The following is a 21,520-nucleotide window of genomic DNA, read 5'->3' as shown; positions in this document are numbered from 1 at the left end:
TCACACAGCCATCCGCTCGTTCGTGTAGTACAGCTGGCGCTCGATCGGGCTGAGGATGGTCTGGACCACGTGGCTAGAGGTTCGGCCGACCTTCCAGATCGCTCGGCCGATCTGTTCACCGCTCCATGACGCGATGTGCGCGCACTCGGTGTCGGTCAGGCCGATCACGTCGCGCGTCATCGCCAGGGGCGCGGTGTCCTGGCGCAGGCAGATCCGTACGTCGCAGCTGGAGATCAAGTTGCGGGCGATGCTGACTTCTTCGCTGCCCTGGGCGCCGACCGCCTCGAAATCCGACAAGCGATGAGTACTCAAAACCTGGATCGTTCCCTGGGCGCGCGAAAGCCGCAGGTCCGAGTCCAACTTGCGGATCATCGCCGGCACGCGCATCGCGCGCCACAGCTCATCGCGCACGACCAGGCGCACAGGTCCACCCGGTTCGTCAATGGCGGCTTGGCCCCAAGTACTCACGCAGGCGAGGGTCATGGCCACGGTCTCGTCGCCTCGGCCGTCGATCCTCGACAGGTCGACGGTCTGAATCGGCGCGTCGAAGTCGGGCCGTACGGTGGTTGGCCCGTCGAACAACCCGCTGAGGGAGCCGCGGACCATGTTTCCGAGCGCGTCGGCGGCCGGGCGGATCATCTCCCGCAGCTCGGTCACGTCGGCGTCGCGGACGCGCAGGTCCTGGGCCATCTCGGGCAGCGGGTCGCGCAGCAGGGCCCACACCTGGGGGATGGTCGGGTCGGCGAGGTGGCTCGCGCCAGCTGCCTGTCCGGAGGCGTGCTGGATGGCGAGGGAGAGCGCGGCTTCCTCGGTCGGCGTGAGGTTGCGGCCGAGCCGCATGACCAGCAGGGAGGAGAGCAGGGTGATCCGACGACGGTGGACCTCGTCCAGGCGCTCGCGCAGCTCCTCCGGGTCGGACGGCAGGTTGGTGCCGAGCGGTCCGCTGTCCAGTGGGTTGAGCCGATTCCGCAGCCCGGGGCCGAGTTCGACCGGCTCGACGCCGAACGCGCGGGCCAGCCCGGCGTACTCGTTCTTGATGTCGCCCAAGATGAACGATCGGACGCCGTAGGCGGCCAGGCGGGTCACCAGGGACTTGATCGTGGCGCTCTTGCCGGTGCCGGGGACGCCGGTGATCAGCAAATTAGGATTTGTGATCAGGCCGCGGTGGAGCCACTCGATCGGGTGGCAGGAGAAGGCGCCGCCGGACAGGCAGTCGACGCCCATGTAGGCGCCAGCCGGGGGCATGGATGCCCCGTACAGCCAGGGGTAGAGGCCCTGCACCTGGCCGGTGGAGCCGCGGTACACCGGCACCTGCGGCATCCTCGGCGCCCGCCCGCCGAAGGGGCGGGCGTGCCCGCGCCGGGGTGCGACCGGCTCGCGGCGCTGCTTGGGCGCCTTCTGCTTCACGGGCTTCGTCGCGACCGGGGCCGGGCGGCCGAGCACGTCGGTCAGGTCGAGCACGGGCAGGTCGGTGCCACGTCGACGGAAGATCATCACGCCACCCGCTTCTTGGGCAGGCCCATGCCGACCGGCAGCGCGCCGAGCGCGAAGCCAACGTCCTGGGCCATCCACATGCGCTGGAGTTCGATCCGGCCGTTGTTGGCGTCGGCGAGCAGCTCGGCGCAGGCGTCTTCGAGGTCGGCGGGGTTGGTGACGGTGACGGTGCAGTAAGCGGTGTAGCGGACCAGGCCGTGGCCGGCGGCGCGTTCGGCGTCCTGGACCTCGGCCTGGCGAAGTGCCTGCTTCTCGTGCTCCGGGATGATCTGGCCCGTCTTGTGCCGCATGCTGACGGCGACCTCGCGGGCGGTGCGTTCCTGCATGACCTCGCGCTCGGCGGCGCGGGGGCTGCGCGGCTCGATGTGCAGGTTGAGCGACCGGCGGTACTTGCCTTCTCCCAGCAGCGGGGCGAGGGCGGTGCTGTACACCTTGTTCTTCGGCCAGCTGTGGACAGAGAAGGTGACGGACACCGCGCCGTCGTGCTCGTACCGGCCTCGCCAGCTCTCGGCAGCGGACGGGCCTGCCGCCGCCGGGTCCACTCCGGCTTCGAAGGGGGCCTTGTGTCCGCGAATCGTGGCTGCGGTGGCCGTCGCGCGTCGTTCTGCGAGCATCCGGCCGGCGTCCGGGTCAAAGGCGGTCCGCAGGGTCTCGGCCAGCTCCCGGGGGTTGAGCCAGCTCTCCACCTGGAGGTCGGCGGAGGCGATCGAGGACGTCATGGCCCTGAGGTTGCGGACCAGGACGGCGGCGGCTCCCGCGCTACCTCCGCCAGCGGCCTTGATGGGCCCGGCGGCGCGGGCGGCGTCCATCGTGATCGCCAGGTACGCCTCGCGCTGGCTGGTGGCCAAGGTGGCGGTGGACAGCAGCGACTTGGTGATGTCGACGGCCACGGTGGGCGCTTCGGTGGCGACGTGATCGGTGTGCCAGCGCTGGAGGGCTGCGCCGGATTCCGGGACCAGGCGCTGGAGGGCCTGGATTCGGATCACGGGATTTCCCTCGGTGCACTGGGAGTTGAGCAGTTCGCCCCAGCTCGCCACCCGCTGGTCCCTGCGTGCGGAGTCGACGAGGCCGATGCCGGGGAAGCGAACCCGGGCGACCGCGGTGTACGTGCGGTCGAGCTGGTGGTGGATCACGGCGATCGGGGCGCCGCCGCCCCCGTCCGCTTCGAGGATCGCCAGCGGGGCGAGGATGCCGGGAAGGTCCAGCTTCGGCTCGTCCGTACCGGAGCGCGGTGCGAAGGCACCGGAGAGGAAACGATTCTGCCCGCGGAAGCGGAGGATTTCGAAGGACACGAAGGCCACCAGCCACTCGTCGACGGTGCGTCCGGCGACCCGGATGAACGCGAGAAGGAAAAGGACAAAGGACAGGGGCCAGGTCACGAGGCCCGCCCGGAGGTAGGAGATGGCGAACGGCCAGATGAGCGCGAGGACTGCGCCACCGAGCATGGCGGCGCGTTGGGTGGAGAGGCCGAAGAGGAAGGCCACGCGCTCTTGCTGCCACCCGAAGTACGTACGGGTGCGGGCAACTTCGGTGCTCATGAGTTGTCCTTTCCTTCGGAGCGGTCAGTGCGGATGGACTTGGCAGGCGGCCTGGAAGGGCTCTCGACCGGAGTTGCTTCGGCCGGGGGGCCAGGAGGTGGCTGGGTCGCGCTGAGCGCGGCCCCTGAGACCGGCCGGGCCGCGGTGCTCGGCGCTTGGCCCTCGGATGCCGCTGCCGCAGAAGGAGCGGGCGCACCGGCCGGGCTGCCGCTCGGGGAGGTTCCCGGGGCGGGAACCGGCGCGGCACCACCGCCGGGTGCGGACCCGGCCAGGGGCACCTGCGCTGCCGAGGCGCCGGTGGGCGGGCCTGAGGGCACTGGGGGCATCTCGATCGTGGGAGGGTCGCTTCGGCCAGCAGGGGCGACCGGCAGGTCTGGGGTGGAGTCCTGGAGTGCCTGCTGGTGGTCGGCCTGCGGACTGGCCGGCTGAACCTGCTCCTCCTGGGGCCCGTGCTGGCCCGACCAGTCCGGCTCCGGCTGGCCGGGAACCATCTGGTCACCGGTCGGCAGCGGGGTTCCCGCGTGACGGTTGACGTAGCCGGCGGGCTGCGCCGCGTAGGGATTCGCCCCCTGCACACCAGCGTGGCCGGCCATCTTCTCCATGCCGCTGGCCAGGCTGTTGACGGCCTGCTGCGCGGCCTTGACCCCTGCGACGGCGATCATCCCGATGGGGCCCGCCGCCGCACCGGCTCCTCCGGCCGCCGCGCCTCCGGCACCACCGGCTGCTGCACCTCCGGCACCACCGGAGGCTCCCCCTGCGGCAGCGCCGCTGCCACCCTTGCTGGCGAAGTTGCTCATCGTCCGGCTGGCGCTCTCCTGGCCGAAGGAGTCCGGGGAGGCACCGGTCGGAGAACCTCCTGGGGCGCTCAGCCGGCCTCCGGCGAAGCCGAGCAGGGCGGCGAGACCGGAGCCGCCGCCGACCTGCACCGATGCGAAGGTGAAGAAGCGCGCGATGGCCGGCCAGGCGAGGGCCGCGAGCAGCAGGATGAGCATCCCCGACAGGGTCGTCTGGATGTCCTTGGAGTCGCCCGCGACGTTGAAGCCGAGGGCGAAGACGAGCGCGATGACGGGCTTGAGGATGATCAGCTGGACGGTGGACGAGACCAGCTTGGACCACCAGGTCTTGGTGGAGTCGGACACCTGGCCTGCCGCGCTGATCGGCGAGGTGGCGACCAGTGTGGCTATCGCGGCGTTGCACAGCAGCAGTTCGAACCAGAGCACCAGCGTCAGCAGGATGCCGATGATGGCGATGATCAGCAGGAGCGAGGCCGCGGTGCCCGGCGTGTAGGAGACCAGTTTGGCGATCTTGTCGCTGAGGGCCTTCTCCCCGCCGAGCGTGTTGTCGACGATGTACTTGGTCAGCTCGTCTCTCGCCATCAGCGCGGTGGAGGCGACGATCAGCGTGAGCATGAACGCGAGCACCGCCTTGCCGATACCTACGGCGGCGGTGGCCAGCGGGCGGCCGTCATGGGTGATCACCGTACGGATGACCTGGACGATGACCAGCAGACAGGCCACGAGGCCGGCGATGCCGAGAGATATCGCGTAGACGCTGCGTATCCCGTTGCTGGAGAGGTCGACCGGCGGGATCTTGACGAAGCTGTTGGCGAAGGACTTGAGCAGGTCAGTCGCGGCGTCGGCGAAGCTCTTGCAGATCGACTCCCACGCGCTACCTGCCACCTTGCTGGCGGCGTCGCCCGCGAGGCCGCCCAGGACGGTGTCGCCGATGCCGGGAACGCAGTCGAGGGGACTTGTCAGGCCGCAAGCCATGCGGTCCCCCTGGTGGTACTGGTGGCAACCATGGTTATCGCTTCAGTTCCTGCCAGCCCTTCGCCGAGGCTTGGGGGCTGCCCGGCTCGGCGACGAGGCTGGTGTAGTCGGTGGTGGAGTTGCCCGAGGGGGCCGGGATGCGCCAGTCGTTCGCGGACCAGGTGAGGTCGAGCGGATAGACGCCCATGCGGGTCTGCATCCCGGCGCCGGGCACGCTGGTGGTGTACGTGGCCAGCAGCAGGACCTGGATGTTGTCGGAGCCGACCGAGCGCACCTGGTACTCGATGGGTGACAGGACCACGGAGGTCCCGGACGGCAGCTGGCCGCTCTGCGGCAGGCCGAGCCCCTTGCGGGTGGCGACCGGACCCTTTGCAAGGGCGTCCGCAGCGTCGGACCAGGAGTCGACGGCGACGAGTCGGGCGACGGCCGCGGCACGGTCGGACTCAAGGGTGGAGCCGAGCTGGCGCCAGTACTCGACCGCCGCCGAAACAGCGCCTACCGTGGAATGTGGATAGCCCAACTGAACCCCGTTGACGAGGCGCTCTCCGCGAACGAGCTGGAGCGGGCCGGTCAAGCCAGGGGCGGGCGATCCGGTGGAGTCCACGCCGGTGACCGAACCCGGTGGAGGGATGGCGGCCGGCGGCGTGAACACCTTGGGCCCGCGGGGCTCGCTGGCGGACTCGATGGCAACCCCGATGGCAACGAAGGCAAGCAGGCCAACGACACCGAGGAGGAGGAGCGGCAGAATCCGGCGGCGGGGGCGGTGGTCGAGGAACTGGTTCATGGCGTGCCTAGGCCGCAGCGCCGAACACGGTGTTAACCACCGGGATCGCGCACGCGGTCACGATGACACCACCCAAGGACCAGACCAAGGAGCGCTTCCCCTTCTCGGCGCTGTCAGGCCGGTTGGAGAGGTGGCCTATGCCCATCAGGCCCCCGGAGACCACAGCGGCGACGGCGCACGCGATCAGCGCGCCCCACTTCGCGTAGCTGAGCAAGAGGTTCGCGCCCTTGCTGCCGTTGGTCGGGTCGGCCGGCGCGGGGTTCTGGATATCCGCGAGGTAGTGGGCGTCTGCAAGGTGGTGAACGGCTTGCAGGGTGAGGGACATACCGGGCTCCCGGAAGGCAGACGTGCCAGCGATCCCGCAGGATCTGTCCTGGTCAGAAGGAGCCGCCCCTGCTGTCGGGCACGGGGAGGCGAATGAGCAGCCTTCACCTTGGTTCAGCACGTGGAGTCAGTGCGATTCACTTTGGCTAATGGGCTGTGAGCAAACGATAAACATCCGCAAGCCCCGCGCGTCAACCAAAGTGAATGTGACTAGGCTCACCCGGCCACTCTCTGTTTACGGTGGCTAATCGGCGTCACTGTGCGCAACGATGAGACCCAGTCAGCAGCAAGGAGTGCTACGCGCGTCATGCCAGTCGAAGAATCTGCCGAGGCCGGACCAATCGCGAACCGGTTGAACCACCTATTCGAGACGGTGCACCCCGCCGACCGGGGGCCGTACACCAACCCGGAGGTCGCCCAGGCGATCAACGCGAAGGCGGGCCACCAGGTCCTCGGTGCCACCTATCTGTGGCAGCTGCGCAAGGGCAAGCGGACCGACCCAACACACAGTCGCCTCATGGCAATTGCGGACTTCTTCGGCGTCTCCCCGCTCTACTTCTACGAGGAAGAGACGGCAAAGCGGACCGACGAGCAGCTACGCCTCGCAGGCGCACTGCGGAGCGCGTCGATCCGGCGGATGGTGCTCGACATGGACGGCCTCTCGGAGCGCAGCATGGCGGCCATCGCCGCCATGATCCAATCGGCGCGGTCAATGGAGGGTCTGCCCGACGCCAGCGCCGCACCCGAGTGACGAGGCCCACACGCCACCCCGCCCACTCAATCATCACAAATTCACATAGTCGGCACACTCCCGGTGTTCGGTCGCATACAGTTCTGCGAGCCGGGAGGAGTGACCGGCCGACTACCGTCGCCCGCTCCAAGGACTGCCTCCCGACCAGGGAGGCATCTTCATGAGCGCGTCGCAGCTCTGCGGCAACCGACAGCTGGACCGCGGCGCCCCTTCGCAGCCGTCCCAGCAGTCGCCAGCGGCAGCCGCTCCGCCGAAATCGGCCGGAGTGCCTCCGAGGCGGCGCCCGCTTGCAACGGCGGACATCCGGCTCCACGCGGCCGGGGCGGAGGGAGTCGCCGAAGCAGCCCTTCGCCTGGCTTTCCCGGATCTGAGGCCCGCCGCTCTCCAGCACCTGTTCGGCCGCCCCGGCGCCTGAGCCACTGCCAGCACGTGTACCGCGACCATCTCGCGACAGCAGGGCCCCCTCAAGAACCTTCATGGGCGAGGCACGCCCAACTGACTTCACTCTGGCTAATCAGTGGCATTGATCACGCTCACTCTAGTTGACCAGAGTGCACCACGTCAGCCTATGGTTCGGACGAATCCCATTAGCTGATGTGAAACGGCCGTGCGCTGCTCTGCGTCGACGGCCGCAGAGGTGGCACGTGAAGAAGGCAGCCCATCTGGCTCTCGCGGGCGTCCTGGCGCCCTTCGGGGTGGTCCTTGGCGTCGCGCTCTCCGGCGGAGGAACCGCCGCCGCCACCCCGGCCGTCTCCGCCGCGAACGGCGGGCTGGGCTGTTTCAAGCCCGTGGCACCAGGACAGATCACCGCGGACGGACAGCAGCTGACCACGGAACAGATCAACAACGGCCAGATCATCTACCAGGTCTCGGTCCAGCTCCAGCTGCCGCCGCAGGCCGCAGTGGTCGCAATCGCGACCGCCTTGCAGGAGTCGACACTGCGGAACCTCAGCTCCGGCGACCTGGACTCGGTCGGGTTGTTCCAGCAGCGCCCGTCGCAGGGGTGGGGCTCGCCTGCACAGATCATGGACCCCGTCTACTCCGCGACCAAGTTCTACGCCGCCCTCGTCAAGGTTCCGGGCTGGGAGACCCTGCCGGTCACCGTGGCCGCCCAACGGGTCCAGGCCAGCGCGTTCCCCTCCGCCTACGCGAAGTGGGAGAGCACCGCCCAGCAGCTGGTGGCCACCTACAGCGGGAACGCCACGGGCTGCTCGCAGGGCAACGGCGACGGTCAGACGACGACGGAGGCCACCAGCCTCCCCGCCGGTTTCTCCCTCCCCGCCGGAACACCCGTCCAGGTCGTCACCGCGATCAAGTTCGGCATCTCGAAGCTGGGCATGCCCTACCAGTGGGGCGGAACCGGCGATCCGAGCTACGACTGCTCCGGCCTGATGCTGCGCGCCTACGAGGCCGCCGGCATCACGATCCACCGAACCACGTTCGAGCAGGTCTTCGACGGGACACCGGTCTACGCCGCTTCGCAGCTCAAGCCGGGCGACCTGATCTTCCTCGCCGGGACGGACGGCACCCCGACCTCCCCCGGACACGTCGGGATGTACCTCGGGTCGAACCTCGTCCTGGACGCTCCACGGACAGGAAAAAATATTCAGATCACGAACTTCACTGGCGGATACTGGGACAAGCAGGCGGTCGCCTTCCGCCGAATCGTGTCGTCCTGACGTGGGTCCTCGCGGTGGGCCGCGCCCTCTCGCCAGCCCGCGAGCCTGCGTTGTGCGGCGCCCGCAGGGCCCTGGACAAGGCCGCGGGCCGGGGACGCACTCCAGCGAACTAGGATCTGACATGCAACTTATCGCGCCCCGGAGGGCCCCATGCTGATCCGGCTTCGCCGGCTACTCCGCGCGCTTGCTGGGCACCGTGACTGGCTGGTGCACGACGTTGAGCGCGGCATCGTACGTCGAGAGCGGACACGACGCGCTGCGGTCCGATGGGGACACGAGTGGTTCGCCTTCCACGGCGATCCGAAGCTCGCGTTCATGATCTTGCCAGTTGATCGGTGCTCCCGATGGGGTATCGATCCGACCGAGCCCGAACTCTACCCAGGCGACGCCCACGCCAACGGTCCGCGCTAGAACAGAAGAAGGCCGGGGGCCTCACCAATCACGGTGAGGCCCCCGGCCTTCTCTGCTCAGTCCCTGGCGAGCGTCCCCCTGTCGGTGGTGGTCCACTCGGCGCGGTCTGGATGGCCGTCCGAACGCGGCCACTGGACCTGCACACCGCCGGGGCGCACGTCGATGATCAATCCGCGCAGGTACTGGCCGGAGCCGTCCCTGGTCGTCGCCATCCAGTGCCGGCCTATCCAGGTGGTGGGAGGCTGCGCGGCGTAGCGGTCGTGGGTGATGTTGTTCAAAGTGACTCCTGCGGTGCTAGGGGTGGCTTCGGCGCCGGTGTGTCGGGAGGAGCAGTTCCGGTCACGGTGGCCGGGGCGGGCTCGGGCATCCCGCTGGGCCGGCTGGGCCGCAAGCAGACGGGCGGGCACGCCATCTCGTCATCGGGCGTCCCTGTTCCATCCGCAGCTGTCGCGCACCAGGCCCGCCGAAGCCCAGAGCCTGACGTCGGACGGCCGGTAATGCCGCAGGCCGTCAGTGCTCTCGGTGTACCTGGGGCCGGTGCCGATGGCGGCCAGGTCCCGCAGGTGTGTGCTCGTGATCCCGAGGTACATCGCCGCGTCATCCACGGACCACCACGGGCGACGGCTCGTACAGTGCTGTCGCTTCATCGCCGGCTCCCCGCGTCGGAGGAGCGGCCTTCCAGCCACTGCATCACGTCTTGCTCGGAGTACCGCCTGCACCGCCCGACCTTGTAGCTCCGCGGTCCGGTGCCCTTCCAGTTCATCTGGTAGATCGTCTGCGTCGGCACGCCCAGGAACTCCGCGAGTTCCTTCAAGGTCCACAACCTGTCCGCACTCATGCGCTCACATCCCGTCCATATGTCATTTCGACAACTTCACTTGTCGTTTGGACAACCGAGATGAGCATCGGACAACGCGGCCGCCATTGTCAATACGACATCCAAACTTGTCGTTTCGACAATCATGGCCCACCAGGCTCGACCCGTCCCGCCTCAGCAGAGAGGATCTGTCGAATCGACACGCAGCACGTGCCGCGCAGTTGTCGATTGCGCAATCGAGAGACGATGAGTAGAGTCGCCGATACGACAAGCAAGGAGGCCAGATGTCGAGCGACTCGGTCCCGCCGACCCTGTCGGTGAGCGACGCGGTAGCTCTTCGGGTGAAGGAGGCCCGGAATCGGCGCGGGTGGACCATGAAGCAACTTGCGACCGCCTGCCACGATGCTGGCGCGACGAAGTTGACGTCCTCCGTCCTGGCCAACATCGAGACGGGTCGGCGCGACGCGAACGGCGTGCGGCGGCGCGAGCTGTCGATCGACGAAGTCGTGGCCCTCGCAGTGGTGCTGGACATCTCGCCGGTACATCTGCTGGGCCTTCCAGATGAGGCCGAGCCCGGCACGACGATCCTGCTGACCCCCGAAGTAGCGGTCAGCGACGGCGAGTTGCTGGTGGAGTGGTTCTGTGGGCAGAAGGCGTTGCCCCAGGGCGACTCCAGACAGTTCTACTCGACGGCCATCCAGCGGAGGCCGGCTGGCGACAGCCAGCAGGCCCTCGCCGACTTCACCAGCTCGGTCCTCCAGGACCGGGCCGCCGCGATGACCGCCGCCTTCAACTCGGAGATGGCGGCGACCTTGGCGAAGATCAATGCTGCGGTTCAGTCGGGAGCAAGCCCGGAGGAGATCGCGGATTTGATCAACCCGGGCGAAGCCGGCCCGGAGTAGGGCCACTGCACCACCAGGCGTTCGGCACGACGCCAGTTCAGCGAACCCGATTGCGCGGCCAACCGGTCCCGCACCCGTACGGGCAGAGAAGAGGAAGCTTTATGGCATGCACTCATCAAAGATTGGCAGAACACCATGCTTCACGCTCGGATCGAGGACCGCGGTAGGCACGCGGACTACCTGCCGGCCGCTGCACGCGCTCGTGCGGCTGGCCGCACCCCTCCCGCCCGCTACCGCGTCCGCTGGCGCGACGATGCGGGCACGCTCCACAGCTTGAGCCTGCCGACCGCACACCTCGCGGCAGCGGTGCGCGTCGACATCGACCGCGGCCGGGCGCCGCTGACGCTTGGCGATCTTGTCGACCGCTGGTCCTCCCTGCCGGTGCGCTCTCCCCGGCCTGGGGCACCGAAGTTCCCGAACCGCCGACCACTCGACAGGCACGTGCTGCCGCGCCTTGGACGCCGGCTTGCCATCACGATCACGCGGGCGGACGTCGAGCGCCTGATGTCGGCACTGCACGCCGAAGACCAACTGGGCGCCGCCACCATCAACAGCGTCCTCGCCGCGCTCAAGCGGTCCCTGGAACACGCCGTCCGCCACGGGCACTTGCCCAGCAACCCGGCGCTCGGCATCAGGCCGGTCCCTCGACCGGCCTGATCTCCGGCACAGCACCCGCCCTCCGGCCCTCCCCCTGGCACACCGCGCCGTCGTCACCGCCTGCGCAGTGTCCGGACCACTGATAGACCATGCAACCCGAAATGCGACAGAAGTCGCGTACTCGAACGGGCAGAAAGAAGGAATGGATATGACCATGAACATTACAAGGCAGATCCAGGTGATTCATGTCCCGCGTATGGATAGAAGACCGCATTAACCACGCCGCCTACAAGACGGCTGCCGCGAAGGCAAAGCCGACTGGGCGCAAGCCCCCCGGTCGATTCCGGGTTCGCTGGTACGACCCGAGCGGGAAGCCCCGGATGTTGACCTTCCTCAGGAAGATCGACGCCGAATCCAAGCGAACCGAAATCGAGAGCACCCTCGGCCTCGGAACGTACCGAGACCCGAAAGCCGGCCGCACCAAGGTGGCCGAGATCGCGGAGAGCTGGTTCGCCTCCAAGGTCGACATCCGCCGGTCGACCCGAAGCCGCTATCGGGGCGTCCTCGACCTCCACGTGATTCCCCGCTGGGGTACCACCGCAGTTGCCGATGTGCAGCACGAAGACATCGTGACCTGGCTGGGCACCATCATGTCGGATTCGGTCGCCTCCGGCTCCCCGCTGAGCGCGGCGACCATCCGGAAAATCTGGGTTGTCCTCAAGGGCGTCCTCGGCTATGCGGTCCGGACGAAGAAGATCACGCATAACGCCGCCATCGGTGTACCACTCCCCCGGTACACCCCTGCCGAACACGTCTACCTAACAGACGTTCAAGTGGAAGCGCTTGCGGAAGCCTGCGGCGAATACCGGACCCTTATTCTCTTCCTGGCCTATACCGGAGTTCGCTGGGGTGAGGCGACGGCGATTCAGATCAAGCATGTCGATCTGAAAACTAGGCGCGTCAGGATTGCGCAGACATGGGGGTCGGATAAGGGGAAGCTGTACCTGGAGGACAGCCCCAAGAACCACGAACGAAGGTCTGTCCCCATCCCCGCGTTTCTCGTCGCCGAGCTGGCCAAGATTACCGCCGGGCGAAAGTCGGAAGAATATCTCTTCGTCGCACCGCGTGGTGGCGTCTTGATGATCCGAAACTTCATGCGGAGGCACTTCAAGGGCGCGCTCATCACGGCCGGACTCGGCGAACTGGGAATCACCCTGCACAAACTCCGGCACACTGCCGCCTCGCTGGCGATTGCCAGTGGAGCCGACGTCAAGGTGGTCCAGACGATGCTCGGGCACAAGACCGCGACGCTGACCTTGGACACGTACGGTCACCTCTGGCCGGACCGCTTGGACGAGGTCTCCGACCGGCTCGACGCGCAGCGCACCAAGGCGCTGGAGAAGGCCAGGAAGAAGGCCGAGAAGGCGGCGCGCAAGGCCCGGGAGCTGGCCGAGCAGCTGGCGGCCCTGGAGGCCGGTGATCTGGCCGCCGCAGCCTGATGTGTGCTGAATGTGTGCTGGGAACCGTTGAGGGCCGACACCCTTCCGGGGTCGGCCCTCAACTTCCCTGCCACGTATGCGAGTTGTGGAGCCCCCTGTCGGGTTCGAACCGACGACCCCCGCTTTACAAGATCAAGCGCCCTCATCGGGGACCGGCCCGAACGCATCTCGCGCGCCAGGGCCGAGTGTTCACCGGGACGGGCAAATGTGTCGGCGTCCAATCGCGTTGATGTCAGGAAGCGATGTCAGCATCACGTCTTCACAGGCCCTACAGCTTGCCCAGGAGCCGCCATGCTGACGTCTCGCTCGAAGAGAGCGCCTGACTGTCGGTGAGGTAGGTCTACGGTCCGCACCAGAGTGAAGCCCTGCCCCAGGTAGTACCGGTGGAGCGCCGGATTCGTCTTCCACGCGTCGAGTCTGAGCTTCGACTTCCTCGCAGCCACCGCCCGAGCCGCGGCCCAGTCCAGCATCCGAGCACCCACGGCCTGGCCGGCCATGTCCCGGGCGATGGCCATCCGGTGCACGTACAGAGCCGTCTCCGGGGCGTCGTCGGCGCGCCAGAACTCCGGGTCGGCCTGCTCGTCCACGGTCAGTGTGCCAACCGGCCGACCGTCCTGGAAGGCGAGGAAGCACTCCCCACGCCCCATCGATTCGAGCAGTCGAGCACGGCGCGGCGGGAACTGCCACTGGTCGCTTCCGAGCGACGCGAGCCACTCTCCCGCGCCGATCAACAAGCCTTCCACCAGGGGAAGTTCGTCCGGCCTGGCCGCGCTCATCTCCAGCCCGGTCATTCGGCACCGTCCTGCGGCTGCTCCCACTGCCGCTCGTACGAGATGACGTGCCGGTCACCCGGCAGCACGCTCACCGCGACGCGCACAGGCCGGGCGTCAGCCGTGTACCCGGTGCAGACGTGGTATGCGACGGGAGTCCCGGGACCCAGTTCAAGACGGTCAGCCTCGTCCGGGGTCGGCATCCGCACGTACAACTCATCGAGTGCCCGGACCTGCCGATATCCCAGCTCGGCCAGCACTTCGTTGGCACCCCGAGTGATGTCCTCGGGGCGCATGATCTCGGAATCTCGGACTAGGTCCAGCGGGAAGTAACTGTCGTTCACGTTGAACGGCTCGCCATCGAGCCAGCGGATTCGGCGGCGTACCGCGGCGAGCTCCCCCGGCTCCAGGTGCAGGCGCTTCGCGATGTCCGGGGTGGGCTCCACGATGGCCACCTCGATGAGCTGACGCGGCTCCCGCCCATCCGCCGAGTGTTCCGTGACGAAGGCGTCCATCTCTGCCGAGTACGGGCGCTTGCGGAACTCAGCCTGCGGCCGAAAGACCATTGGCCTGCGCTCTTTCACGAAGTAGCCCCGGGGCCGCTGCGGCACGACCAGGCCTTCGTTGACCAACTCGCCCAGCGCCTGGCGCACCGTGGCTCGGCCAACGCCGTACTGCGCCGTGAGGGCTGCTTCGGTCGGCAGCTGCGCGCCGGCCGAGAGCGTTCCATCCGCGATCTGTTGCCTCAGTGCGTCGCGGATCTGCTGGTACATGGGCGCTCGCCCAGATCGCATCGCTGACATGTGAACCATGAAACCGCAGCTCAAGACGCATTGTCCAGTCAATGCGGACGATGTGCTTGACCACACGTAGCCGAGCGTGCCAATCTCTTCACCGGCAGCATTGTCCGGACAATCCGGATGATGCGAGAGGGGCCCTTCTTTGGGCTGCTCTGAGCTGGACAAATGCGCCCGGAAGCTGGCTCGTCAGGGTCGGCCAGGGAAGCGCAGTTCCTTGAGAACTGAACAGTGATCGTGCGGGACCGACGCGAGGGCGGCGGTCGCGGAAGGCACCTAGGGGGCTCAGGCCCGCCGGGGAGTTGAACCACCGCGACACGTGCTCTCCCCCTACGCAGTGGCATGCCGCCCCTTCGGGGCGTGGGGAGATGCAGCGGAGTCCCAACGCACGTGGCGGATATGAGAAGACCGCCCCCGCGGCGACCGGGTGATGTCGCCGGCGGCAGCGAGCCACGCAGCACCCCTTTCTGGGGTGCGCCGCCCTGCTGGTGCTGAGCAGAGAGAGGCACCGGACCAGGCCCGAAAGACCTGATTCCCGTAGGACGGGAAACCCCAACAAGCAGCCCCACCAGGGGCTTTGACCTGAGGAGCCCCATGGGCATGCCCCAGATCTGTATCCAGCCCCGCCGCTGACAGCGGGCGGGGCTCACCGCTTCCGATCGCTTCACCAGCGATCACGGTCCCCGGCGCGCGCCGGCCGTCCTGAACGGCTGCGGTTCGCGTCGGGTTCCGCGGCTGCTCGTGACTCGACGAGTGGCTGGGCCCGCGTAAGGCGGGCCGCCGCGCTCCCGGCCAAGGTTCGCGCGGCGGCCCTGCGGGCTCACCCCCCGATTGGACGAGGTGAACCCATGAAACTGATTGTTGCAGGCCACAAGGCCGCAACCCCCGAGGAGTTCGCGGAACTGGCCTTCGGTACCGGCGCCGACTTCGGCTTCGGCGTCGACACCGAGCTGTTCGACGGCACTACCGACACCTCCGCCGAGGACCGGCGGGCCCGGCTCGACGCCGCGCGGGAGATCCTCCGGGACTTGCCCGCCCCGGCGGCCCGGTTCGCGTCCGCCCTGATGCGCACGGCCGAGCGCCGCTGGGTGCTGACCTGGAAGGCGGCCGCCTGATGATTCGCCGCCTGTACCTCACCGGCACCCGCGTCCCGCACCGGAGCGCCCTCCCGCTGGCCACCCGGCTCGCCGAGTACCGGCCGGCCCCGGACGGCGCCCTGCCGGGCGCGGCCTGCGCCGGCACCGACCCCGACCTGTTCCACCCGGGGCCCGACGAGGATGCCGAGGTCACGGAGGAGGTGACCGCGGCGGCCTGGTGGGCCGAGCGGCGCGCCAAGATGATCTGCGCCGGCTGCCCGGTCCGGCTGATGTGCCTCGACGGCGCGCTCAAGCGCCACGAGAAGCACGGCATCCTCGGCGGGCTGACCGCCGCCGAGCGGGACGCGCTGCACCAGCGCCGCCTCCGGGCCGCCGCCCGTACGCGCCGCGCCCTCGGAGGTGCCGCGTGACGGCCGGACCCGCGCTCACGATGCTCACGTCCGCTCACGGCCCGCTCACGGCGACCTCTCCGCTCGCCCGGAGGTGGTCGTGGTGAGGGTGCCGATGAGCCAGGAACAGATCCGCTCGGCCGAGAAGGCGCTGGCGGTCGGCACGTGGACGATCACGCTGGGCGCGGTTCTCTACAGCGTGCTCACGGTGACCCCGCTGATGTCCCACCACACCCCGAAGGACTGGGGGTGGACGGCGCCGATCCTGCCGCTGGTCGTGGACGCGGCGGTGGTGATCGTGGTCCGCATGGACAGCACGCTCGCCCGCCTCGACGGCGACGGCGGCCGCTGGCCGGTCGTGCTGCGCTGGATGACCGGTGCCATGACGGTGCTGCTCAACGTGGGTCAGTCCGCCCTGGACCGCGACAAGGTCGGGGTGGCGGTCCACGCGGTGGCGCCGCTGCTGCTGATCGTCACGGCGGAGACCTCCCTCGCCTACCGGCGCGCGATCGCCGCCGCGTTGGCCGCGCGAGCGGCCCGTGAGCGCGATGAGCGGGCCGAGCGCGACCGCCGCCAGGAGGAGCGCCGGCAGCAGGAACGCGCGGACCGGCAAGCCGAGTACGACCGTGCCCGGCAGGCCGAGCGTGAGCGCCGTGAGCACGACGAGCGGATGGCCGACAAGCAGCGTGAGCACGAGGAGCGCATGGCCCGCGAACAGCGGGACGAGCGGGCCCGCCGGGACGATGCCGAGCGGGCCGAGCGTGAACGCCGTGAGCGCGAGGTGAGCGAGCGTGAGCGCCGTGAGCGCGAGCGTGAGCAGGCCGCCGGGCGCGAGATCGAGCGGCTGAGGCAGGAACTCCTCACCGCCCCGGCCGCTGATGAGCAGCTGCCCGAGGACCAGGCCCGGATGAAGATCCAGGAATGCGTGACGGCGGGCGTCCCGCAGCGCCGGGCGGTCGACCTGACCGGCTGGTCGGGCGGCTGGGTCGCAGCCCGCTACAAGGAACTGCGCGCCGCCGGTCCGGAGCGTCCGGCCCTGCACGCCGTCCCCGCCACCACCGAAGAGACCACCCCCGCCGACGTCGAGGAGCAGGCATCGTGACCACCGCCGACCACATCCCGGCCCCGCAGCCGGAGTTCGAGCAGACCCGCGTCATCGACGTCTTCCCGTTCCACGGCTTCACCTGCGCCCAGACCAGCAACGACGACGGCACCGTCCGCTGGTGGCACCTGTTCACCGCCACCGGCGCCTCGCTCGGCTCCACCAGCCGGCCCGAGCTGCTCGCCTCCCTGATCCAGCAGACCCGCTGACTCCGAACGGAGACCGTGATGGCCCGCATCCGCACGACCAAGGTCCAGATACCGCAGCAGCGCGGCCGGCGGGGAGCCGCCGCCGCGCACGTGGTCGACCTCGGCCGGGGCACCGCCCCGGTCGTGCTCGTCGTCCCCCAACAGCCCTCCATCGCCGGGCGGTTGGCCCTCGCGACCGGCCGCGCCCTGTGGCGCGGCCGCGTCGCGTGGGCGCCGACCTGGGGCGGGATCGGCGCCTTCGCGGCGGCCGGTGTGCTGTCCGCCGCCCCGGCCACCGCGCTGGCGCTCGCCGTCCCGGCGGTGCTGCTGCCCGCCGGGTGGGCGCTGGTCCTGCGCCGTCACCCGCGCTCGGCCGTGCGCCGCAAGGCCCGCGCCCGCACCCGCTCCGTCGCCGCCTGGTCGGCCGGCCTCGTCTGGTCGGCGCTCGCCGTCTGGTTCGGCCCCGCCGGCGGCCTGCTCGCCCTCCTGTGGCTGGCCGGCACCGCCACCGCCCAGACCCTTTGGTGGCAGCGCCGCCGCAAGCTCGCCACCACCCCGCTCACCGCCGAGACCGACTGAACTCCCTTAGGAGGCAGCACAGATGAGCACCCCTCCCAACAGCCCCGGAAGCCCGTTCCCGCCCCCGCGCCGCCCCGGCAACAACGGCGGCGGCAACCGCGGCGCGGGCGGTGGCAAGACCCCGCCGCCGAGCGGCGGCAACTCCCGCACCCGGGTCGGGCCGAGCTACCACTTCAACTACACCCGCAACACCTCCGGCGGTGGTGGCGGCGGTGGGTACGGCGGCGGCCGCGGTCCCGGCGGTCCGGGACCGGCGTCGGGCCCGATCGGCTCGCCGTCCGGCGGCGGGCAGGGCGGTGGCGGTCGCGGCTACTCGCCGCTCGGCGACCCGGAGTTCTTCACCAACGCCGACGTCCGCGAGTTCTGCGAGCGCGGCCGCGCCACGTTCGCCCAGCTCTCGTTCGACCTCGCCATGGCCTATGAGCTGCTGAGTGCCGTGCTCAAGGAGGTCCCCGACGCCGACGGCCGGCCGTTCGGGTCGCTGACCCGGGCCCGGCGGGTGTCCAAGCACCTCAAGAAGGCCGCCGACGACGCGAAGGACTGCGCCGCCGAGATCGCCCGCACCTACGCCGCGTTCCAGCGCGAGTACGACCCCGAGATCTCCCGCGTGGCCAAGCCCCGCCAGCCCCGCCGCCGCTTCGACTTCGGCTGATCCCGCTCTGATCCCCGGCCGGGGCAGGGCGCGCACCGCCCCCGCCCCTGGGTCGGGTGAGCTGTGCCGCGCGCTGCCCCGGGCCCGGGCCCCCAGCCCTCGCCCCGCAGCCCAGGGAGGCCGCCCGTGCGCCGCCAGCAGCCCCAGACCATCGCCCACCTCGACACCGGCCAGCACGCCGGGTACCTGCACCTCGACCCCAACCAGCACGCCGGCGGGATCGGCGAGTACCTGCTCCACCGCGCCAAGCCCTACCTGCCGCCGTGGATCGTCGCCGCGGGCACCGGGATCCTGTCCCTGCCGGCGAACGCCATGTGGGGCGAGTCCGCGGCCGGCGCGGTCGGGCTCACCCTCGCCTCGCTCGGCGTCACCGCGGCCACGTGGTGGGCGGGCAAGCCCACCAGTCAGCAGCGCCGTCTCCACTCGGCGATCACGGTTGCGGCCGGGACTAGCTGGTTCACCGCCGCAGCCCTCGCCGGACCCGCCGCGGGCCCCCTGCCGAGCCTCTACCTGATAGGGGCACCGGCCCTCGCCGCGACGTGGAACATCCGCCAGCTGCTGCGGGTCAACCCCGACGGCACGCCGAACGACGGCGACAAGGGGCTGCTGGAGAAGGTCGGCCTCGCCAAGACCATGGTCACCTCGGCGAAGGTGCAGCCCAACAAGGCCGAGTTCGAACTCCAGCTTCCTGCTGGGGAGTTGACGCCGGACGATGTCTCGAAGGCGCTGCCCAAGCTGGCCGGCGCGCTGCGGGTCGCCAAGAACGCCCTGCGCACGACCCCGGACCCCGACGACTCCTCCCGCACGACGCTGACCGTCGTGCCCCACGACCTGCTCAAGGCGGGCGTCCCCTACCCGGGGCCCTCGCACCCCGGCGGGTCGATCGCCGACCCGATCCACGTCGGGATCTACGAGGACGGCGCCGACATGGCGATGTTCTTCCCCGGCGACCCGGCCGCCCACCGCAACGCCATGCACCTGCTCGGCATGGGGATGACCGGCGCGGGCAAGTCCGAGGGCGGCCTCACCGCCCTGACCGAGGCCGCCACCCGGCGCGACGTCATCATCTGGGCGTCCGACCCGGCCAAGGCCGAGCAGACCCTCGGCCCGCTGCTGCCCGCACTCGACTGGGCCGCGCTGACCGTGGACGACACCAAGGCGATGATCACCGCCCTGCGCGCCGTGATCCCGGCCCGCACGTCCTGGCTGGCCAAGTACGGCTACAAGCAGTGGGAACCGGCCTGCGCCGAGATCCAGGCCGACGGCGCCCCGGGCATGCCCTACCTGCTCGCCTGGTTCGAGGAAGCCGCCAAGACGATCCGCGAGACCGACGACGACGTCTTCACCGGCATCGCGCAGGAAGCCCGCTCCGCCGGCGTCAGCCTGGTCGTCTCGCTCCAGCGCGCCTCCAGCACGCAGATGAGCACCGACACCCGGGCCTCGCTCGGCTCGTCGTGGGTGTTCGGGCTGCGGGACGAGCGGGACGCGCAGTTCGCCCTGCCCGACGAGGCCCTGGACGCCGGCGCCGCGCCGCACGTCTGGAAGGACAAGAAGCCCGGCTATTCCTACCTGGTCGCCAACGGCATCCCGGAGACGTTCTGGGCCACCCCCGGGCGCGCCTACCTCACCCCGGTGGAGGACATGACCTGGGCCGTCGTGGAGTTCGCCGATGTCCGCGCCGAGTGCGACCCGGTCACCGGCAAGGCCGCCGGGAACGCGGTCGGCCCCGCTTTCACCCAGCGCACCCGCTACCCCCTCCCCACCCTCGCCGAGGACGGGTACGGGGACGACGGCGGGATCTACGACGAGGAGAACGCCCCGGTGCACTACGACTACGACCTGGACCCCGACGACGACGGCGAGGACGAGGACGGCTGGATCGACCCGGACGCCGAACTCCCGCCCGTCGACCGGGTGGTGGAGATCGCACCGCCCGAGGTCCCGCCGCGCACCAAGGTCGGCAAGGCCGAGGCCAAGAAGATCATGGCCGAGCTGCTGGCCGAGTTCGAGGACGAGGGCCGCACCGTGGTCGGTCCGGTGGACTTCATGGAGTTCTGCGACCGCTTCCGCCGAGGCCGCGGCTGGGTGTCCGGGGAGGTCGCCGCGATGGTCGCTGAAGGCCGTCTGCGCGAGACCGACGAGGTCGGCCGCTACGAGATCGTCCCGCTCCAGCCGGTCGCGGTCTGAACGCCCGACCGGCCCGCTCCTGACGGCTCTGACGCGTCTGACGCGTCAGACGGCCCTGACGCCGGACGGGCCGATTTCCCCAGGTAACGCGTGCGCGCGAGGGGTGTCTGACGCGTCTGACACCCACTCCTGACGCTCCTGACACCCCCGCCCCGCACGCCCCTGACACCCCTCGCCGACCCGATCGACCACGCCCCGGGAACCCGCCCCGGAGCGCCCGAAGGGACCCTCCGCCGTGATCGTCTCCGTCTCCTCCGCCCTGCTGTTCGCGATCATCACCGTCGTCCTCGTCCGCTCCCAGCGCGTCAGCACCGGAAGCGCCGTCCTCGTCTGGCTCTCCGGCTTCACCGTCGCCGGCACCGGCCTCGCCGGACCCGTCAACAGCTCCCTCGGAGCCATCGCCCACTACCTCTCCACCCTCCACTGACCAACCGCCGGACCGCCGACAGGAGAAGCACCGTGGACCGCACCGCCAACCCGCAGCCGTACGTCGCCCAGGTGCTCTACACCCCGGACGGCGCCCCCTACTACGCCACCGCGCCCGCCCCGGCACCCCTCGCCCTCTACCAGCCGCCCGCACCGCTCCCGGTCCCGATACAGCACCCCGGGCCTGCCCTCGCCTACCTGCCCGCCCAGCACGCCCCGGCCCCGATGCCGGTCCCGGCGCGCGACCCGTGGCCCGCCCGCCTGCTCGCCGGCGGCATCGGCATCGGCGGCGCAGGCCTCGGCGTCGGCTTCCTGCTCCAGACCCTCGCCGCCGCCACCACCGGCCTCGGCCTGCTCGTCGCCGCCCTCGGCGTCCTCTACCTGCTCAAGAACAGCGGCGGAGCGGGCGGCCGGGGCGGGCAGGGCGCCGTGAACGTGAGCGTCAACGTCACCAACCGCAACCGCTGACCTGGGAGAACCCCATGCCCTACCGCGACGACTCGCACTACCCCGGCTACATCGCCCACCAGACCGGCGTCGAACACAACGCCGTCCCCCAGCCCAGCGAGGCCTTCGTCCAGCAGGAGCTGGACAAGCTGGTCGCCTGGATGGGTGCCCCAGCACGGCCCGCCGAGGAGGAGCAGGCCAACCTCCGGCCCGGCCACACCGAGATGTGCGAGGGCTGCCACGGCACCTGCGAGTTCGCCCAGAACCCCGACGAGGTCTGACCGGCCTGCGCCGACCGCCGTGCCACCCGGACCACCGCCG

The 21,520-nt window shown here is 69.9% G+C and carries 24 protein-coding genes; 15 read left to right on the top strand and 9 right to left on the bottom strand.

Features of this window, described 5'->3' with window-relative positions:
* Genes ACFVXG_RS11695 through ACFVXG_RS11675 form a run of 5 tightly spaced genes read right to left on the bottom strand, consistent with a single transcriptional unit; the run spans window position 1 to window position 5,910 of the window.
* Window positions 1-1,494, bottom strand: coding sequence for a VirB4 family type IV secretion system protein (locus tag ACFVXG_RS11695; RefSeq protein WP_387927133.1), 1,494 nt, complete (start codon window positions 1,492-1,494; stop codon window positions 1-3).
* Window positions 1,494-3,032: an SCO6880 family protein gene (locus tag ACFVXG_RS11690; RefSeq protein ID WP_387926579.1), complete on the bottom strand. Its 1,539-nt coding sequence runs from the start codon at window positions 3,030-3,032 to the stop codon at window positions 1,494-1,496. Before ACFVXG_RS11690 ends, ACFVXG_RS11695 begins: the two co-directional genes overlap by 1 nt.
* Window positions 3,029-4,801, bottom strand: coding sequence for a hypothetical protein (locus ACFVXG_RS11685; protein ID WP_387926577.1), 1,773 nt, complete (start codon window positions 4,799-4,801; stop codon window positions 3,029-3,031). Before ACFVXG_RS11685 ends, ACFVXG_RS11690 begins: the two co-directional genes overlap by 4 nt.
* Window positions 4,802-4,835: 34 nt before the next feature.
* Window positions 4,836-5,585 carry a hypothetical protein gene (locus ACFVXG_RS11680; RefSeq protein ID WP_387926575.1) on the bottom strand — a complete coding sequence of 250 codons (750 nt, stop codon included), beginning with the start codon at window positions 5,583-5,585 and terminating at the stop codon, window positions 4,836-4,838.
* A gap of 7 nt (window positions 5,586-5,592) precedes the next feature.
* Entirely contained in the window at window positions 5,593-5,910 is a 318-nt protein-coding gene (locus ACFVXG_RS11675; RefSeq protein WP_387926573.1) for a hypothetical protein, read from the bottom strand.
* Between the two features lie 306 nt (window positions 5,911-6,216).
* Between ACFVXG_RS11675 and ACFVXG_RS11670 the strand changes: the two genes are divergently transcribed.
* Window positions 6,217-6,660, top strand: a complete 444-nt coding sequence (locus tag ACFVXG_RS11670; protein ID WP_387926572.1) for an XRE family transcriptional regulator — start codon at window positions 6,217-6,219, stop codon at window positions 6,658-6,660.
* A gap of 644 nt (window positions 6,661-7,304) precedes the next feature.
* Window positions 7,305-8,339, top strand: coding sequence for a C40 family peptidase (locus ACFVXG_RS11665; protein ID WP_387926570.1), 1,035 nt, complete (start codon window positions 7,305-7,307; stop codon window positions 8,337-8,339).
* A 467-nt stretch (window positions 8,340-8,806) separates the two neighbouring features.
* Here the strand turns inward: ACFVXG_RS11665 and ACFVXG_RS11660 are convergent, their stop codons facing one another.
* Both ACFVXG_RS11660 and ACFVXG_RS11655 read right to left on the bottom strand, forming a co-directional pair.
* Window positions 8,807-9,028, bottom strand: coding sequence for a hypothetical protein (locus ACFVXG_RS11660; protein ID WP_387926569.1), 222 nt, complete (start codon window positions 9,026-9,028; stop codon window positions 8,807-8,809).
* 365 nt (window positions 9,029-9,393) lie between these two features.
* Window positions 9,394-9,564, bottom strand: coding sequence for a helix-turn-helix transcriptional regulator (locus ACFVXG_RS11655; protein WP_387926567.1), 171 nt, complete (start codon window positions 9,562-9,564; stop codon window positions 9,394-9,396).
* Window positions 9,565-9,851: 287 nt separating this feature from the next.
* Here ACFVXG_RS11655 and ACFVXG_RS11650 point away from each other — a divergent pair, with 287 nt between their 5' ends.
* The 3 genes from ACFVXG_RS11650 (at window position 9,852) to ACFVXG_RS11640 (ending at window position 12,565) form a co-directional block, all read left to right on the top strand.
* On the top strand, window positions 9,852-10,469 hold the full coding sequence (locus tag ACFVXG_RS11650; protein WP_387926565.1) for a helix-turn-helix domain-containing protein: 618 nt from the start codon (window positions 9,852-9,854) through the stop codon (window positions 10,467-10,469).
* Window positions 10,470-10,742: 273 nt separating this feature from the next.
* The gene (locus ACFVXG_RS11645) at window positions 10,743-11,126 is read left to right on the top strand and encodes a hypothetical protein (protein WP_387926563.1); all 384 of its coding nucleotides are present in this window, start codon (window positions 10,743-10,745) and stop codon (window positions 11,124-11,126) included.
* Between the two features lie 320 nt (window positions 11,127-11,446).
* Window positions 11,447-12,565, top strand: coding sequence for a tyrosine-type recombinase/integrase (locus ACFVXG_RS11640; RefSeq protein ID WP_387926561.1), 1,119 nt, complete (start codon window positions 11,447-11,449; stop codon window positions 12,563-12,565).
* Between the two features lie 251 nt (window positions 12,566-12,816).
* Here ACFVXG_RS11640 and ACFVXG_RS11635 read toward each other — a convergent pair whose 3' ends face one another.
* Window positions 12,817-13,356 carry a GNAT family N-acetyltransferase gene (locus ACFVXG_RS11635; RefSeq protein WP_387926560.1) on the bottom strand — a complete coding sequence of 180 codons (540 nt, stop codon included), beginning with the start codon at window positions 13,354-13,356 and terminating at the stop codon, window positions 12,817-12,819.
* Window positions 13,353-14,108, bottom strand: a complete 756-nt coding sequence (locus ACFVXG_RS11630; RefSeq protein WP_387926558.1) for a GntR family transcriptional regulator — start codon at window positions 14,106-14,108, stop codon at window positions 13,353-13,355. The genes ACFVXG_RS11635 and ACFVXG_RS11630 overlap by 4 nt, the downstream gene beginning before the upstream one ends.
* Window positions 14,109-14,980: 872 nt before the next feature.
* On the opposite strand from ACFVXG_RS11630, the gene ACFVXG_RS11625 reads away from it, so the two are divergent.
* From ACFVXG_RS11625 to ACFVXG_RS11580, 10 genes are all read left to right on the top strand, one after another.
* Window positions 14,981-15,247, top strand: a complete 267-nt coding sequence (locus ACFVXG_RS11625) for a hypothetical protein (RefSeq protein WP_387926557.1) — start codon at window positions 14,981-14,983, stop codon at window positions 15,245-15,247.
* Window positions 15,247-15,639 carry a WhiB family transcriptional regulator gene (locus ACFVXG_RS11620; RefSeq protein WP_387926556.1) on the top strand — a complete coding sequence of 131 codons (393 nt, stop codon included), beginning with the start codon at window positions 15,247-15,249 and terminating at the stop codon, window positions 15,637-15,639. The genes ACFVXG_RS11625 and ACFVXG_RS11620 overlap by 1 nt, the downstream gene beginning before the upstream one ends.
* 94 nt (window positions 15,640-15,733) lie before the next feature.
* Complete coding sequence (locus ACFVXG_RS11615; protein ID WP_387926554.1) at window positions 15,734-16,720, top strand: DUF2637 domain-containing protein; 987 nt, start codon at window positions 15,734-15,736, stop codon at window positions 16,718-16,720.
* Entirely contained in the window at window positions 16,717-16,929 is a 213-nt protein-coding gene (locus tag ACFVXG_RS11610) for a hypothetical protein (RefSeq protein WP_387926552.1), read from the top strand. The genes ACFVXG_RS11615 and ACFVXG_RS11610 overlap by 4 nt, the downstream gene beginning before the upstream one ends.
* A gap of 18 nt (window positions 16,930-16,947) precedes the next feature.
* Window positions 16,948-17,487 carry a hypothetical protein gene (locus ACFVXG_RS11605; RefSeq protein ID WP_387926551.1) on the top strand — a complete coding sequence of 180 codons (540 nt, stop codon included), beginning with the start codon at window positions 16,948-16,950 and terminating at the stop codon, window positions 17,485-17,487.
* 22 nt (window positions 17,488-17,509) lie between these two features.
* Window positions 17,510-18,139: a plasmid transfer protein TraA gene (traA, locus tag ACFVXG_RS11600; RefSeq protein ID WP_387926549.1), complete on the top strand. Its 630-nt coding sequence runs from the start codon at window positions 17,510-17,512 to the stop codon at window positions 18,137-18,139.
* A gap of 126 nt (window positions 18,140-18,265) precedes the next feature.
* Window positions 18,266-20,326 (top strand): plasmid transfer protein TraB, encoded by a 2,061-nt coding sequence (gene traB / locus ACFVXG_RS11595; protein ID WP_387926547.1) that lies wholly within the window; start codon window positions 18,266-18,268, stop codon window positions 20,324-20,326.
* Between the two features lie 235 nt (window positions 20,327-20,561).
* Window positions 20,562-20,753: a hypothetical protein gene (locus ACFVXG_RS11590; RefSeq protein ID WP_387926546.1), complete on the top strand. Its 192-nt coding sequence runs from the start codon at window positions 20,562-20,564 to the stop codon at window positions 20,751-20,753.
* Window positions 20,754-20,785: 32 nt separating this feature from the next.
* Window positions 20,786-21,220, top strand: coding sequence for a hypothetical protein (locus tag ACFVXG_RS11585; protein WP_387926545.1), 435 nt, complete (start codon window positions 20,786-20,788; stop codon window positions 21,218-21,220).
* 14 nt (window positions 21,221-21,234) lie between these two features.
* The gene (locus ACFVXG_RS11580; RefSeq protein WP_387926543.1) at window positions 21,235-21,480 is read left to right on the top strand and encodes a hypothetical protein; all 246 of its coding nucleotides are present in this window, start codon (window positions 21,235-21,237) and stop codon (window positions 21,478-21,480) included.
* Window positions 21,481-21,520: the final 40 nt, after the last annotated feature.

The organism is Kitasatospora sp. NPDC058162, assembly GCF_042884005.1.
GTDB lineage: Bacteria > Actinomycetota > Actinomycetes > Streptomycetales > Streptomycetaceae > Kitasatospora.
This window is presented reverse-complemented; position numbering and strand designations above follow the sequence as displayed.